The following is a 16242-nucleotide window of genomic DNA, read 5'->3' as shown; positions in this document are numbered from 1 at the left end:
AATCTAAGGAGTGCGACGTTGTCATGAGTAAAATTAAAGCAGCTACAGCCGGTTTAAAAGTTTTAGAAGCATGGGGTGTTAAAAACATCTATGGATTACCAGGTGGGTCATTTGACTCCGGGATGCAGGCCATTTACGAACGCAGAGATACCTTACATTATGTTCAAGTTCGCCATGAAGAAGCTGGCGCCATTGCCGCTTCAGCTGAAGCTAAGTTAACTGGAAAAGTCGGGGTTACCTTTGGTTCAGCTGGTCCTGGTGCGGTTCATTTGTTAAATGGGCTATATGACGCCAAGCAGGACCATACCCCAGTGGTTGCGATTATTGCGCAAGTGCCAACTAAGCGGATGAATGTTGATTTCTTCCAAGCAATTGACGAAGAACCCATTTTTGATGATGTGTCTGTTTGGAATCGGACGGCGATGACGGCAGAATCAATACCGCAAATGTATGATGAAGCCATTCGTCAAGCTTACAAGCATTCTGGTGTGGCGGTTGTCACCGTACCGAAAGATTTTGGCTGGACTGAAATTGAAGTTAATTTCGAACCAACCGCTGATTTGTATCAACAACCAATCATGCCAGAACCGGATCCAAAACGAATTGATGCGGCTTGGGACTTAATTAAAAATGCCAAAGCACCGTTAATCTATTTTGGGATTGGTGCTAAACATGCTAGTAAAGAATTAAAAGCCGTCTCTGAGAAGTTCCATATGCCAATGATTTCTTCCGTTTTAGCTAAGGGTATTGTGGAAGATGAGTATGAAAATTATTTGGGCTCAACTGGTCGGGTTGCGCCTAAGCCAGGGGTTGAAGCGGGTTTTGCCAATGACTTAATCCTTTGGGTTGGTAATGATGTCCCATTCAGTATTTTCCTAATTAACCCACGGGCTAAAGTGATTCAAATTGACATTGATAGCGAAAAATTAGGCAAGCGGCATCACGTTGATGTTGCCATCTTAGCTGATGCTAAAAAGGCCTTGCAAGCGTTGGCTGACAAGGGGACTGAATTACCTGAAACAGACTTCTATAAAGCCTCATTATTGAACCGTCAAAATTGGCGCGACTGGCAAGCTAGCTTTGTTAACGACGATAGTCAGCCGCTACGTCCGGAACCAGTCTTTGATCAAATCAACAAGATGGCCAGCAAACGGGCGATCTTTGGCGTCGATGTTGGGAATGTTAACATTAACTTTATGCGCTTGATTAACTTGCATGGTGATCAAAAGTGGACGACTTCTGGTCAATACGCAACGATGGGTTATGGCATGCCAGCAGCAATTGCCGCTAAGTCAGCCTATCCTGACCGTGATGTTTATAGTTTAAGTGGTGATGGCGGGTTTGCAATGCTTTGTGAAGAACTCTTAACTGAAGTTAAGTATCATTTGAATATTATTAACTTCGTCTTCAGTAATGAGACTTTAGGGTTCATTGAAGCAGAACAAACTGATGACAGCAAACAACCATTATCTGGTGTTGATTTGATTGACACTGATTGGGCTAAAGTTGGCGAAGGCATGGGTGCGTTAGGCATTACCGTGCGGACGTTAGCGGAATTAAAAGCAGCGGTTGCGACAGCGAAGGCAGCCGATAAGCCAGTCTTAATCGACGTTAAGTTGACGCACGCAATGCCATTTACAACGGAACATATGGCATTGGAAACCAATAAGTGGACCACACAAGCGGATGTTGATGCCTTTACTAAGAAGTATCAAACTAAGGGGTTACACCCATACAGCTACTTCTTGAACGAAGTGACTAAATAATTAGCTGATGTAAAATTAATGAACGGGTCTGAGCGTAAAATCTCAGACTCGTTTTTTTAATAACTAAAAAGTTGACTGATCAAAATTTTAGCGGTTCTTTTTTGCCATTTTGGTGCCGACTCAGGTTAATTCCGCTAGTGGGTGGCTTCTCGTGGTAAAATAAGCATACGAGAATCTTAAAGGGGTCATGGAAAAGAATGGACTATTTCAAAAATCAACTTGATCAATGGGCTGACTGGCAGGCAGCAATTACATCACCAACCGTATTTGAGGCATTAATTCAACAGATTTATCGAAGTGAAAATGAACCGTTTAAGACGCCGGAAGCCGTGGCAGACGACTTTGCAGCGGTCTTTTCAGTGGGGTCAACGCAAATTGCAATTTTTCCACCGATGTCGGTGACTGATCAAACACGCAATCGTTATCAAACTGAAAAGTTTAGTTTGGGGCGTTTAGCCCGGTTACAAGTGACGGCACCAATTCTTTTGCACGCTGGATTTATTTTTGATCAATATCAATTTTATTATGTGATTTATCGGCCATTGATTGGACTTTCGTTAGCGGAATTTATCAACACGGCAGAACCCTTAGCAAAATCAACTGTGGGTCGCCAGATTGGGACGGCCTTAAAACAGTTAAACACTGAAGTTGCTAATTTCAATCAGGTCGATGCGGCGGTGTTGGCCGATCAAGCAGATTGGTCTGATTTAGGGGCAGCTTTTGCGACTGAACGGCAGGCTTATTTATTGGCACATCCAGTCGAAATGACGCATTTCGTTCATGGTCAGTTGACCGGTGAAAACATTATTGTGACCGCTGGTAAAGTTGGTTTTCAACAATTTCAAACGGCCGTCGCTGCCCCCGCTGAAACTGAATTAGTGCCATTGCTGCTTCAAGCATTCAAGGGCGCACCAGATTGTTTAGCTGGTTTGCAGGAAACACTGAAGCTGCCAGATTTAGTTACCTCGTTGTTAATTGGGTTACTCTGGCGTGCGGATGGTCCAGCCCAGATCAGACAACTCATCACGACTGGGCAAGTCACAATCGCCACATTGACTGCCTGTTTGTCACAACTAGTCACAACTGAAAGTGAGGACTAACCGTGAAAATCCAACATCAATCAAAACAGCACCATTTTGATTTTACGCGCTTTGGTGCAATCGGCCGGGGATTGTTAGTTGGGCTACTTTCTGGTGTGGTTGTTAGTATTTTCAGGTTCTGTATTGAACGTGGGTTGAAATTGGTTCAGTGGGTCTATGGGCAAATCACTATGGCACCTTGGCTAATTGTGCCGTGGTTGGCGATTAGTCTGGCAGTGGCGGTTTTTGTCGGTTTATTAGTTAAAAAAGTGCCGGATATTAAGGGCTCAGGGATTCCCCAAGTCGAAGGTCAATTGGCCGGTGAATTAGATTATGCTTGGTGGCCGGTACTCTGGCGGAAGTTTGTCGGCGGTATTTTAGGCATTGGTTCGGGACTATTTCTCGGCCGAGAAGGGCCCTCAATTCAACTTGGTGCCACAATTGGCCAAGGCTTTGCCGAAACAACGCATCAGACAGGTGCCGATCGTCGGTCGCTCATTGCTGGTGGCGCGGCTGCTGGGTTATCCGCAGCGTTTAACGCTCCGATTGCTAGCACGTTATTCGTGTTAGAAGAGGTGTACCATAACTTTTCACCAATTATTTGGACGACGGCGCTAGCGAGTGCCATTGCGGCTAACTTTGTTTCCTTGAACTTTTTTGGCTTAGTTCCGGTGTTACATATTCCGTATGCAACCAATTTGCCGTTGAGCCAGTATGGTAATTTAATTGGCTTAGGTATCTTTTTGGGCGTTTTTGGCTACTTATATCAAAATGTGACTCTGACCATGCCAAGTTGGTATGCAAAATTAAGATTACCAGGCTGGCTAGATGGTGTCATACCATTTCTCTTGGTCATCCCAATTGGGTTGTTATGGCCTAAATTACTGGGCGGTGGTAACGCGGTCATTCTAAATATTGCTGCAATTACACCGGCACTATTGCCGTTGATTGGTATCTTTGTGTTACGTTTTGTCTTTTCGACCTTGTCATATGGGTCGGGATTACCCGGTGGGATTTTCTTGCCAATTCTGTCTTTGGGGGCGATCTTAGGCGCCATTTATGCCCAATCAATGGTTGCGATTGGGTGGATGCCAGCCCGCTTTGTCTCTAACTTTATCATCTTTGCCATGGCGGGATATTTTGCTGGGATTGGGAAAGCCCCATTTACGGCAATTTTACTAATCACCGAGATGGTCGGAACGTTACATCATTTGATGCCACTGGCGGTGGTCTCAATGACCGCATACTTGGTGGTCGACTTGTTGGGCGGTGCTCCAATTTACGAAGCCCTGTTAGAAAAATTGACGCAACCCAAGTTGCCCGAACACAGTGGTATTCAGGATCGATTGGAAATTCCAATTTTTGAAGGGGCCGCCTTTGAAGGTCATCAGGTTCGCGATTTTAAATGGCCCAAGGAATCCTTATTGATTGCAATTCGCCGTGGTGAACGCCAAGTGATTCCTCATGGGGACACGTTGATCCGAGCCGGTGACACACTCATTATTTTGACCGATCGCAGCAATCGCGCTTGGGTGCGACACCAGATTGAGCAATTAAATGTTGTGCCGAGTTGATTTGCTTCAGAATGTAAGTAATTGAACCAGTGACTGGAAAAATGACGCTAAATATGTTAAATTATTATAGACATAGCGGACTCTTTAGGAGGCACTTGAATTGTATAATATACTGATGACGTTAATATTGGTCGTCTCCGTACTGATTATCATTGCGGTGATGATGCAACCATCCAAAACAAATGATGCCATGTCTTCATTGACCGGTGGTGCTGACGACTTATTCGCTAAGCAAAAGCCCCGTGGTTTTGAAGCATTCATGCAGAAAGTAACTGTCGTACTTGGAATTGTTTTCTTTGTCGCAGCGCTGGCATTAGCATGGTACTCATCGAAGTAAGTGACTGTCCTCCTGTGATTTCAGGAGGCTTTTTTTTAGAGAAGGTGCAATTGTGTTAAAACGACCAGAACCTTTTTTCTTTGAACACGGCGAAAACGCGGTGATTTTGTTGCATGCCTATTCTGGTAGCACGAATGATGTCCGCATGTTAGCGCGAGCCTTAGAGCGTGAAAATTATAGTATTTACGCGCCACAGTTTAGTGGTCATGCCACCGGTGATCCTTGGGATATTTTACGGCAAGGCTCGCCTGAACAATGGTGGCAAGATACGCAACAGGCAATATCATTTGTGCGCCAAAAAGGCTATACTAAAATTAGTGTCTTTGGCTTGTCACTCGGTGGTATTTTTGCGACGTTGGCTTTGGAAAATGATCCTGACTTGCTCGGTGGCGGTGTTTTCAGCTCACCGATTTTGCCAAGTGATCATAGCAATGTCCCAGCAATGTTCATGTCGTTGAGTGCGCATCAGTTTAAGCAACAAGGCTTGACGGAGACTGCCCAACAACAGGCACTCACAGCACTCGCACCTGCTTCACAAGCTCAATTGAAGGCAATTACCCAGTTCACTGCTGAACGGGTTCAGGCACATCTGTCACAGTTGACGCGGCCATTTTTTATTGGTCAAGGTGGCCAAGACGAGTTAATTGATGCCAAGGTGGCCTCACGGTTACGCGATCAGCTCCAGTCACAAGGATTAGCAGTTGACTATCACTGGTTTGCTAACGCCGGTCATGTCATTACTGTCAATCAAGCTCATCATGAATTAGAACATGCTGTCTTAACATATTTAAAAACAATCTATTAAAAAAATGAGGTAAAACATGTCAGAATCTAACTTACAAGAACAACTCCTGACTTTTTTGCAAGCTCACCCCGACCAAAGCTACAGTGTGGAACGGTTAAGTGAAGAATTGCAACTATCAGGTGCAACCGCGTTCACATTTTTGGTGAAGGAACTCGCAAATATGGAACGCAAAAAGTTGGTCACTACGGATGACCACGACCAGTTCAAACTGGTTCAAGAGACTAAACTCGTTGACGGGTCATTTCACGGCAACGATAAAGGCTTTGGTTTCGTCCGTTATGATCCAGATTTACCAGATATTTATATCAATCCAGACAATACGATGTTCGCCTTTACCGGTGATGATGTCCAAGTTGAAATCATCCGGCCAGCCCGTCCCGGTTCAGATCGAGGTCCAGAAGGTAAAGTTGTTAGCATCACCCAACGGAACTATTCTCAGATTGTTGGCGCCTTTGTGCCCAGCACGGAAAATGCTGGTTTCATTGGTAAAGTTGAAATTAAAGAAAAGAAACTTTCTAAATACGAGCTTTTAATTACTGATCAAGGGATTCATCCGACCGAAGGCGAAGTCATTATTGCCGAAGTCTCTGCTTACCCAGATGCCCAACATCCAACTCGGATTGTCGGGATTGCGAAACAAGTGATTGGGAGCGTTGACGATCCTGGGATGGATGTTTTGCAAGTCGTTTACCAACACGACGTGCCATCTGTTTTCCCAGAAGAAGTCACTGAAGAAGCTAATCGGATTCCAGACTACGTGACGGATGCTGACAAAAAAGGTCGCGTAGACATTACCGACCAGCCCTTAGTTACCATTGATGGCGCCGAATCAAAGGACTTGGATGACGCGGTCGTTGCTTGGCGATTACCAAATGGCAATTTTCATTTAGGTGTTCATATCGCCGACGTCAGTCATTATGTTACCGAAAACTCAGAATTAGACCGGGAAGCATTTAAACGTGGAACGTCTGTGTATTTGACAGACCGAGTGATTCCAATGTTGCCACGCCGGTTGTCTAACGGTATCTGTTCCTTAAATCCAGATGTTGAGCGTTTGGCAATGAGTTGCGAAATGGAAATTGATCAAGAAGGCCACATCATCAATCACAAGATTTTCCAAAGTGTGATCAAGTCGCATGCACGGATGACTTATGATGGGGTCAACCAAATCTTGGAAGCTCATGATCCCAAGACTCGTGAAAAATATGCGGACTTAGTCGACATGTTTGACACGATGGGTGAGTTGCATCGGATTCTGTATAAGAATCGTCGGCATCGTGGTGCGATTGACTTTGATGATAACGAAGCCAAAATCATTGTTGACGAAACTGGCCACCCAATTGACATTCAACTCCGGGTTCGTGGGTTAGCTGAACGAATGATTGAAAGTTTCATGTTGGCCGCTAACGAAACGGTTGCCAAACATTACAGTCTTGCTAAAGTGCCATTTATTTACCGGGTTCATGAAACCCCAGATGCAGATCGGATGCTCAGTTTCTTCGAATTCGTCACCACTTTTGGGGTCAATGTCACTGGGACTTCCAAAGACGTTAAACCAAAGATGTTGCAAGACGTTTTGAAGAAAGTTGCCGGCAAGCCTGAAGAAGCGATGGTTTCTGTCATGATGCTGCGCAGTATGAAGCAAGCGCGGTATGCTGACCAATCCTTAGGTCACTTTGGCTTGGCCGCACCATACTACACCCACTTTACGTCACCAATTCGGCGTTATCCGGATATGATGGTGCACCGTTTGATTCGTCATTACGCTGAAAATGGGACCGGCGAAGAAGCACGGGCTAAGTATCGCGACAATTTACCAAATATTGCGCAGACGACTTCTGAAAATGAACGTCGTGGGATTGATACCGAACGTGATGTTGATTCGATGAAGAAAGCCGAATACATGGCAGACCATGTTGGCGAGAAATTTGACGCCGTGATTGATTCAGTCATGAAGTTCGGGTTGTTTGTCGAATTGGAAAATACCGTCGAAGGCCTAGTACACATCAGTGTCATGGATGACGACTATTACGAATACGTTGAAAAACAACTGGCTTTAGTTGGTCGGAAGACCCGCCGGACGTTTAGAATTGGGCAACCAGTTAAGGTTCAACTCATGCGGGTTGATAAGGACCAACGTGAAGTCGACTTCAAACTGTTGAATCCTGAAGAAGCGCCTAAGACGGATCTGTTACCTAAACGTGAACATCACGATAACTATCGTGGCAATAATCGTCGTGGTGGTAATGGCAACTATAAGCGCAATAGCAATAGTAGTAATAACCGCAATGGTAATCGCAGTAGCAATAGTACTGGTAGTTACCGTGGCAATAACAATAATCGTAATCACAGTAGTAATAATCATAGCAACAACAATAGTAGTCGCCGGACGACGAACAGTTCCAATAATCGTCACTAAGGCGAGTTAGACGTTAGGGGTGTGAGGCTGATGGCCAAACAAAACGGTAAACATCAAGATAGCGCCCTCGCACAGAACCGGAAGGCCCGACATGATTATGCCGTCGAAGAAACCTATGAAGCGGGAATTGCTTTAACAGGGACGGAAATTAAGTCAGTGCGTGACCGGCGTGTGAATATCAAGGATGGCTATGTCCAGATTCGTAATGGTGAAGCTATTATGATGAATGTGCACATTAGTCCCTTTGCCGAGGGAAATCGGTTTAACGTTGACCCATTGCGTAATCGTAAGTTACTGCTCCATAAAAAAGAAATTAAGAAGCTCGGGGAGGCAACCACCACTAAAGGGGTTACCATTATTCCGTTAAAGATGTATCTCAAGCACGGCTTTGCGAAGGTCTTAATTGGAGTCGCGCATGGGAAGCGTGAATACGATAAGCGTCAAGATATTAAAAAGCGCGAACAACAGCGTCAAATTGATCGCGTCATGAAACATTATTAGCAAACTAATCAGAAGGAGCACTCGTTAGTCGTCAATTGATGACTAACGAATGCTCCTTTTTTGTCAACTGTTGTTGGTAATCCGTAAGTGTCAAATTTTTCTCAATTTTCTTTAAATTCATTATCAGTGGCTTAATTTCCGCCTACCGGGGGCTGCGTTTGGGGCTGGAATGCCATGAACCATTTTTGAGCCAAAGTGCGGTCTCAAAAGCTGGTTTTTGACTAACCGCGGGAAAATCACCGCGCTAAGTCAAACGCCACGGCTGAGCCCCAAACGAAGCCCCCTTACGGCTAGAAAAATTACCAGTCACCTAAAAATTTTAGCCCGATGCATACTGGCTGAACTGGTGATCCGTATTAACGTAGAACCGTCTGGAAACGAAGTCCCAACTCCTTGACCAGCACCGACTAAAACTGTTTTTTGGCTTAATTTTTCTTTGGAATCTAATAAGTTTTGTTTCATGGAAGACTGCCGCTCTCTATTTGATATGTGGTCACTTAATTAGAGATGACTGGCTCTTCTTTGTAACCAATCTTCCTGTCAAAAGAAATTTTACACTAACTGGTAATTAAGACCAGTAAAGATCTAGTACACTGGATGATTTTAAGATAAGTTAAACGATGGTCGCGCCGAGGGTGTTTTTAAAATGCCGTAGGGCCCACGCATGCCCCACCGGATCAAAGCTCGCAACGGCATTTTCGTGAATGACGAGTTGGTAGCCAAGGTTATATGCATCGACGGCGGTATGTAAAACGCAGATGTCCGTGCAGACGCCCACTAAGTGCAAGCTGTCAACGTGGCGTTCTCGTAAACGTAGATCAAGGTCGGTCCCGGCAAAGGAACTGTAGCGGGTCTTGTCAAATTGCCAAACGGTCGTTTCAGTTTGATGGTCGTTGTACCAATCCTTTAGTGGGCCGTAGAGTTCCCGGCCCCAACTGTCGCGAACATTGTGAGGTGGGAATAGCTGACTTTCGGGATGGTACGGGTCATTCGGGGTGTGAACATCCGTAGGCAGCAACACCCAATCACCGTTTGACCGCATTTGTTCTGCGAGCGACACGATGGCTGGTGCTAATTGTTGTCCGGGCTGACCGCAAGTTAGTGCCCCTTGGTCGGCCACAAAATCATTGGTGTAATCAATAACTAATAAGGCTTGTGTAGTTGGCATAAAAACTTCCTCCTAAGTGGTCTGACGCGACTCAAAAACCCACAATTGGGCTTCCTTAGTCACCAATGTATATGCTGGAATCAGAGATGTCAACTGTTTGGATGTGATGCTTCGTACATTTACCTAGTGGTCTAGGTAGTTGAAAATTCGGTAACTTAGACGCAGTCCAAATGTTTTGTGAGGTTGATCCCAGTCAATGTGGATCAGATCATCAATCCGTTGAAGCCGCTTAGTTAGACTATTACGGTGTAAATGAAGTTGATCGGCAGTGGTTGACATCCAGTCACCGCCAACATAAACAAACTTATACACTCATAAATGACGGGTTAGCATCGGTAATTTGTTAATTCAAATCAAAAAACTTAATAATCGCAATAATTGGTCAGATTCCTTAATATCTTTTCTCTAAAGGCCACTTAACTTAAGAAAGTTAAGTTAAGACCAAATGATACCGCAAACATTAAATTAAAATTAGAATATTATGATAGTTTGAGTTGGTGACATATCCTAAACTATGTTATATTTTATGACATACCGTTCAGGTAGAATGAATTAGGAGGTCTCCATCATGAAGAAATGGCAAGTTGCTGTTGTCATGGTGTTAGCCACACTCGGTAGCTGGTTCGCATTTGCGTCAACTGCTCAAGCTAAGACTTACACCATTGCGACGGATACCACGTTTGCCCCGTTTGAATTTCAGGCAAAAGGTGGTAAGTATAAAGGGATTGATATCGACATTTTAAATGCGATTGCTAAAAAGGAAAATATCAATTATAAATTAAAAGCAATCAGTTTCGGTGCCGCCGTTCAGCAGTTGAGTGCTAACCAAGTTGATGGGGTCATCGCCGGGATGAACATTACGCCTGAACGTAAGCAGACTTTTGACTTCTCAGATGCTTACTATACGTCTGGGGTCGTCATGGCAGTTGCCAAAGGCAGTTCCGTGAAGAACTTTAAGGATCTTAAAGGCAAAACCGTTGCGTTAAAGACTGGGACGGCTGGTGCGACTTATGCCAAGTCGATTCAAAGCAAATATGGTTTTAAGATTAAGTATTTCAATGATTCTAATAACATGTATAACGATGTGAAGGTCGGTAATTCCGCGGCTTGTTTTGAAGATTATCCAGTCATGTCTTACGGAATTAAAAACGGGATTGCGTTGAAGATCGTTTCCAAACAATATGAAGCCGGGGATTATGGCTTTGCCGTTAAAAAAGGTAAGAATGCTGAATTATTAGCGAAATTCGATGCCGGGCTAAAAGCCATTAAGGCTGATGGTCAATATAAAAAGATCGTTGATAAATATTTACATTCTAGCGAATCATCTTTGACTGGTGAAACCGCAAGTAGCCGAACTTTTATCGGGCTATTCACACAAAACCTCGACACCATTGGTAGTGGGTTATGGATGACCTTAGTCTTAACAGTCGTTTCAATCGTGTTAGCCACGATTCTAGGAATGATTTTGGGGGTCTTAGGTGTGATGCCAGGTAAATTAGGACCAGCCATTTCTAGCACGATTATTTATATTTTCCGGGGGATGCCATTAATGGTATTGGCGTTCTTCATCTACATCGGGTTCCCAGACTTAATTGGGCATGGCTTTAAAATTCCAGCGTTTGTTGCCGGGATGATTACGCTGATGCTCAACGAAGGGGCGTATACCGGGGCATTCGTTAAAGGTGGGTTCCAAGCGGTTGACGATGGTCAAATGGAAGCGGCCCGCTCACTGGGGTTACCTTATTGGACCGCAATGCGTAAGGTGATCATGCCACAAGGAATTCGGATTATGATTCCATCATTTATTAATCAATTTATTATTACGTTGAAGGATACGTCAATTTTGTCGGTCATTGGGATCGTTGAATTGACCCAAACTGGGACGTTAATTATTGCCAGAAACTTTGAAGGCTTCAAGATTTGGCTGATGATTGCGATTATTTACTTGATTATTATCACATTATTGACTTGGCTTTCAAATTGGGTTCAAAGGAGGATGAATTAGCATGGCTAAAGTAATTGTTAAAGATTTACACAAAAGTTATGGCGACAATGAAGTGTTAAAAGGCCTCAACTTAGAAGTTGAAGATAATGAAGTTGTCTGCATGATTGGTCCTTCTGGGTCTGGTAAGAGTACCTTTTTACGCTGCCTGAATGATTTGGAAGTGCCGACGCAAGGCCAAATCGTCATTAGTGGCTACGACTTATCCGATAAAGGAACCAACATCAACTTGGTTCGTGAAAATATTGGGATGGTTTTTCAACATTTCAACTTATTCCCACATTTAAGTGTGATGCAAAACATTACTTTGGCGCCGGTTCAGTTGAACAAAGAGTCCAAAGAAACTGCCGATGTCACCGCCCATGCCTTATTGAAAACGGTTGGTCTCGCTGACAAGGCAGATGCGATGCCAAATTCTTTATCTGGTGGGCAACAACAACGGGTTGCGATTGCCCGTGCCTTGGCAATGAAACCCAAGATTATGTTGTTTGATGAACCAACTTCCGCCCTCGATCCCGAAATGGTCGGTGATGTTTTAGATGTCATGAAAAAGTTGGCCGCGGATGGGATGACGATGATTGTGGTGACGCATGAAATGGGCTTCGCTAAAGAAGTGGCCGATCGTGTCGTCTTTATGTCAGACGGGCTGATTCAAGAGAGCGGCAAGCCTGAGGACGTCTTTGATCATCCAAAGAGTCCGCGGTTACAAGATTTCTTAGATAAAGTGATTAACGTCTAAATGACAATCAGGTTGCGACCAGCGACGGCTCAAGATGACTTTGAAGCCGTCGCTGAGTTGTATCTTACCGTTTGGCGGGCAACGTATGTGACTCAGCTTCCTGCGGCGTATCTCGCCCAACTCACAACGGCGACTTGGCAACCACAAAAACGCTGGCGACAAACCATTTTAGCGTTTGAAGCCGATCAAGTCGTCGGCGTCTGTGCGTTTGGACCAGCGCGGCCAGCAACTTGGGCTGGTCGGCAGGAAATCTATTCACTATACGTTTTGCCAGCATTTCAGCGACAAGGCGTTGGTCAACGACTGATTCAGGCCGCCATCGCGCGCTTAGCACAGCCGACGCCGATCATGTTGGCTGTCCTTGCCAGCAATCAAGCCGCAAGACGTTTTTATGAAACACAAGGCTTTGTCGCGGTAGAAACACCTTATCAGGTCAAATTGACTTCAAAAATGAGTTTAACTGAACAAGCCTATCAACTAGGCTAGTTAATGAATCGACCCTGCTATTCGGGGGTCGATTTTTTTGCACTATCAAAAAAAGCCCCCAGCGAATCGCTCGCTGAAGGCTAGATCGTGTTTATGTTTGTGGCAATTTGTGGTGCGGATGCAACGTATAGTTACTTTCACCAAAGGTCATGCCGTAACCTTCTTGTGGTGCGCGTGATTGTTCACGATTGGTAGGTTTCTGCCAATGATCCAGGATGGCGGCGATGCAAATGCACAATGGTTCCGTAGCTTCATCGGTAATTGCTAATTCGAAGGCTTCGCCATTGGTCGTGACTACTGGACGCATCGTCATCACGAGTTCCGTGCCATGATAAATGCGATAATTTTCATTACTTAAGCTCCCCATAATAATCCAACGGAGCTTGCGAACATAAATCATTTCGTGCCAGAAGCCAAGTGTTTTACTAATTGAGCCAACGTTTTGACGGTTGTAGTACAAATCAAACTTCGGCAAAAGACCGAGTGAGGTTTGTTTAATTTCGGCAAGTAGTTCGCCCTGAATGGCGTAGAGGCTGAGCGCATCTTGCCGCCGGCCCCAACGACCGACGAGTAAATAGTGTGACTGACCATGGTCGTCGCGAACGATGCGGGCCCCTTTAGCAAAACTATTGCGACTGAAATATAATTTACGCATGTCAAACCCTCATTTCCCGGTTAACTTATTGTTCGGCTAACACTGCCAAAATGGCTTTACCGACGCCATCGTTGACGTTAGTGTCCGTAATGTGAGTTGCCAACTGCTTAACCTCTGTCGAGGCATTACCCATGGCATAGCTCGTCCCGGCTAATTTCAACATTGAGACGTCATTATTGTTATCACCAATGGCCATCACATTGCTCATCGGGGTATTGAGCATGTTGGCATAACGCTCAACGGCGATGCCTTTTTGCGCATTGATATTGTTAATTTCAATGTTAGAGCGCGATGATGAGGTGATTTTGATTGAAGAATGTTTTGCCAATAAGTCATCGGACAATGGTTTTAATTTTTCTGGTCCCGCTTGACTAAACGCAATAATCTTCATCACGTGGTTTTTAGGATCATCAAGCAGTTCACTATAATCGTCGACGTAACTAATATCCATTAGTTCCAACCGAGCCGTAGCCAATGAAACGGCGATTTTAAAAGAAGTGTCAGGATTTAAATTTGTTAATAAATGGGCGATTTGTTCGACCCGTTTCGCTTTGCTGTTAGAATAGACGGCATCATTTCCGACCACTTCATAATAATAGCCTTGTGAAGAGAGCGTATGGAAAATGGCACGCGCGACGGTTTTCGTGATTGGGACCATATCGAGCATTTTGCCGGAAGCATCGTACACTTCGGCGCCATTTAAAGTAATTAGTGGCGCCGTAATGCCTTGCGCGGCAATCAATGGCTGAGCTTCGGAGTAGCGGCGGCCGGTGGAGACAATAAAATGAACGCCTTGCTGCTGCGCTTTGAGAATGGCTTGAGCGTTGAAGTCAGAAACGGTCATTTCATTATTCAAAAGCGTTCCATCCATGTCAGAAGCGATAATCGAAATCATGTTGTCACATCCTTAGTTGTCTTAATAGTTACATTCTACCATGTTTGAAAGTGAATTCAGAATTATTATCATTAGCGGTTTTGAGTATGCTACAATAATGCTAGAGGTGTTAAGGATGAAAGCGTTTATTCACACTGATTGGTGGGACGTGCTTGAGCCGGAATTTGAGCAACCCTATTACCATCAATTACACGAGTTTTTGAAAAGCGAGTATCGGACGAAAAATATTCATCCCGATATGTATAATATTTTTCAGGCCTTTGAATGGACGCCGTTTGCTGACACAAAGGTCGTTATTTTGGGTCAAGATCCTTATCATGGTCCGCATCAAGCCCATGGGTTAAGCTTTTCTGTGCTACCAGGGGTACAAGTGCCACCATCGTTGGTGAATATTTATAAAGAATTGCAAGATGATGTCGGTTGTCAGCCGGTTAACCACGGCTATTTGGAAGCTTGGGCGAAGCAAGGGGTGCTGTTGTTGAACTCCGTGTTGACGGTCCAAAATGGTGTTGCCTTTTCACATGCCGGTAAAGGCTGGGAACGCCTGACGGATGTTGCGATTCAACGTCTTTCAGAGCGGCCGACGCCGGTAGTCTTTATCCTTTGGGGTAAAGCGGCGCGTTCAAAGATTTCCTTGATTGATACCGAGCGCAACGTGGTCTTACAGGCACCACATCCGAGTCCGTTATCAGCTTACCGCGGGTTCTTTGGGTCAAAGCCGTTTTCCAAAACCAACTTGGCGTTGGAATCGTTTGGTGAACAGCCGATTAATTGGCAATTGCCAGCAGAAGTTAGTGTTAAAGATTAATTAATTTATTGGAGGCTATTTCATGGATTTATTTACAGCATTAGCAAAGAAAATTACCGGTAAGAATCAAACCATTGTCTTCCCAGAAGGTACTGAACCACGCATTGTCGGTGCCGCCGCGCGTTTAGCTGCGGATGAGTTAGTGAAACCAATCGTGCTTGGCCCTGAAGCAAAAGTTGCCGCTGTTGCCAAGGAATTAAACGTGGCGTTAACCGGTGTGCAAGTTCTTGATCCAGCGACTTATCCAGCGACCGACAAGCAAGCGATGCTTGATGCGTTAGTTGAACGGCGCAAGGGTAAGAACACGCCTGAACAAGCAGCTAAAATGCTTGAAGATGAAAATTACTTTGGCACCATGTTAGTTTATCTTGGACTGGCTGATGGGATGGTTTCCGGTGCGGTCCATCCAACCGGTGACACGGTGCGCCCAGCATTACAAATTATTAAAACCAAGCCAGGTTCACATCGAATTAGTGGGGCTTTCATCATGCAAAAGGGTGACGAACGTTATGTCTTTGCAGATTGCGCCATTAACATTGACCCAGATGCTGATACATTAGCTGAAATTGCCACTCAAAGTGCGCATACAGCCAAAATCTTTGACATCGATCCTAAAGTTGCCATGTTGAGCTTTTCCACTAAAGGGTCTGCCAAGGGCGATATGGTGACCAAGGTTCAAGAAGCCACAGCCAAAGCGCAGGCCGCTGAACCAGACTTGGCCATTGATGGCGAAATGCAATTTGATGCTGCTTTTGTTGAAAAAGTTGGGCTGCAAAAAGCGCCGGGTTCCAAAGTTGCCGGTCATGCTAATGTCTTTGTCTTCCCAGAACTACAATCAGGAAATATTGGTTACAAGATTGCCCAACGTTTTGGGAACTTTGAAGCTGTCGGCCCAATCTTGCAAGGTTTGAATAAACCAGTTTCTGACTTATCACGTGGCGCGAGCGAAGAAGATGTTTATAAAGTTGCGATTATCACCGCAGCGCAAGGCTTAGAAGCCTAATTAGT

General features: G+C 44.7%; 16 protein-coding genes. 12 read left to right on the top strand and 4 right to left on the bottom strand.

The features are described from left to right. Positions 1 to 23 precede the first annotated feature (23 nt). From spxB to smpB, 7 genes are all read left to right on the top strand, one after another. Positions 24 to 1766: a pyruvate oxidase gene (gene spxB / locus FFM74_RS07680; protein ID WP_137626044.1), complete on the top strand. Its 1743-nt coding sequence runs from the start codon at positions 24 to 26 to the stop codon at positions 1764 to 1766. 197 nt (positions 1767 to 1963) lie between these two features. Next, positions 1964 to 2866 (top strand): hypothetical protein, encoded by a 903-nt coding sequence (locus FFM74_RS07675; protein WP_137626043.1) that lies wholly within the window; start codon positions 1964 to 1966, stop codon positions 2864 to 2866. An 8-nt stretch (positions 2867 to 2874) separates the two neighbouring features. Beyond that, positions 2875 to 4419, top strand: coding sequence for a ClC family H(+)/Cl(-) exchange transporter (locus FFM74_RS07670; RefSeq protein ID WP_171000682.1), 1545 nt, complete (start codon positions 2875 to 2877; stop codon positions 4417 to 4419). A gap of 100 nt (positions 4420 to 4519) precedes the next feature. After that, positions 4520 to 4756, top strand: coding sequence for a preprotein translocase subunit SecG (gene secG / locus FFM74_RS07665; RefSeq protein ID WP_137606230.1), 237 nt, complete (start codon positions 4520 to 4522; stop codon positions 4754 to 4756). Positions 4757 to 4805: 49 nt separating this feature from the next. After that, on the top strand, positions 4806 to 5561 hold the full coding sequence (locus FFM74_RS07660) for an alpha/beta hydrolase (RefSeq protein ID WP_137626041.1): 756 nt from the start codon (positions 4806 to 4808) through the stop codon (positions 5559 to 5561). A gap of 16 nt (positions 5562 to 5577) precedes the next feature. Then, positions 5578 to 7980, top strand: a complete 2403-nt coding sequence (gene rnr / locus FFM74_RS07655; RefSeq protein WP_137626040.1) for a ribonuclease R — start codon at positions 5578 to 5580, stop codon at positions 7978 to 7980. A gap of 30 nt (positions 7981 to 8010) precedes the next feature. Continuing rightward, the gene (smpB, locus tag FFM74_RS07650) at positions 8011 to 8481 is read left to right on the top strand and encodes an SsrA-binding protein SmpB (RefSeq protein ID WP_137606227.1); all 471 of its coding nucleotides are present in this window, start codon (positions 8011 to 8013) and stop codon (positions 8479 to 8481) included. Between the two features lie 613 nt (positions 8482 to 9094). On the opposite strand, the gene FFM74_RS07645 is transcribed toward smpB, so the two are convergent. Beyond that, positions 9095 to 9649, bottom strand: coding sequence for a cysteine hydrolase family protein (locus tag FFM74_RS07645; protein ID WP_137626039.1), 555 nt, complete (start codon positions 9647 to 9649; stop codon positions 9095 to 9097). Positions 9650 to 9772: 123 nt separating this feature from the next. Next, positions 9773 to 9928, bottom strand: coding sequence for a helix-turn-helix domain-containing protein (locus tag FFM74_RS13880; RefSeq protein ID WP_223877194.1), 156 nt, complete (start codon positions 9926 to 9928; stop codon positions 9773 to 9775). A gap of 289 nt (positions 9929 to 10217) precedes the next feature. Here FFM74_RS13880 and FFM74_RS07635 point away from each other — a divergent pair, with 289 nt between their 5' ends. Genes FFM74_RS07635 through FFM74_RS07625 form a run of 3 tightly spaced genes read left to right on the top strand, consistent with a single transcriptional unit; the run spans position 10218 to position 12876 of the window. Continuing rightward, entirely contained in the window at positions 10218 to 11654 is a 1437-nt protein-coding gene (locus tag FFM74_RS07635; RefSeq protein WP_137626037.1) for an amino acid ABC transporter substrate-binding protein/permease, read from the top strand. Position 11655: 1 nt separating this feature from the next. After that, complete coding sequence (locus tag FFM74_RS07630) at positions 11656 to 12390, top strand: amino acid ABC transporter ATP-binding protein (RefSeq protein WP_137626036.1); 735 nt, start codon at positions 11656 to 11658, stop codon at positions 12388 to 12390. Next, positions 12391 to 12876 carry a GNAT family N-acetyltransferase gene (locus tag FFM74_RS07625; protein ID WP_137626035.1) on the top strand — a complete coding sequence of 162 codons (486 nt, stop codon included), beginning with the start codon at positions 12391 to 12393 and terminating at the stop codon, positions 12874 to 12876. It begins immediately after the preceding gene. Between the two features lie 91 nt (positions 12877 to 12967). Here FFM74_RS07625 and FFM74_RS07620 read toward each other — a convergent pair whose 3' ends face one another. Continuing rightward, positions 12968 to 13531 (bottom strand): LURP-one-related/scramblase family protein, encoded by a 564-nt coding sequence (locus FFM74_RS07620; RefSeq protein WP_137626034.1) that lies wholly within the window; start codon positions 13529 to 13531, stop codon positions 12968 to 12970. A 25-nt stretch (positions 13532 to 13556) separates the two neighbouring features. After that, entirely contained in the window at positions 13557 to 14426 is an 870-nt protein-coding gene (locus FFM74_RS07615) for a Cof-type HAD-IIB family hydrolase (RefSeq protein WP_137626033.1), read from the bottom strand. Positions 14427 to 14541: 115 nt separating this feature from the next. Here FFM74_RS07615 and FFM74_RS07610 point away from each other — a divergent pair, with 115 nt between their 5' ends. Continuing rightward, the gene (locus FFM74_RS07610) at positions 14542 to 15234 is read left to right on the top strand and encodes a uracil-DNA glycosylase (protein ID WP_137626032.1); all 693 of its coding nucleotides are present in this window, start codon (positions 14542 to 14544) and stop codon (positions 15232 to 15234) included. A gap of 22 nt (positions 15235 to 15256) precedes the next feature. Further along, positions 15257 to 16237, top strand: coding sequence for a phosphate acetyltransferase (gene pta, locus FFM74_RS07605; RefSeq protein ID WP_137626031.1), 981 nt, complete (start codon positions 15257 to 15259; stop codon positions 16235 to 16237). The last annotated feature ends 5 nt before the right edge of the window (positions 16238 to 16242 follow it).

Source organism: Lactiplantibacillus pingfangensis (assembly GCF_005404945.1).
Taxonomy (GTDB): Bacteria; Bacillota; Bacilli; order Lactobacillales; family Lactobacillaceae; genus Lactiplantibacillus; species Lactiplantibacillus pingfangensis.
This window is presented reverse-complemented; position numbering and strand designations above follow the sequence as displayed.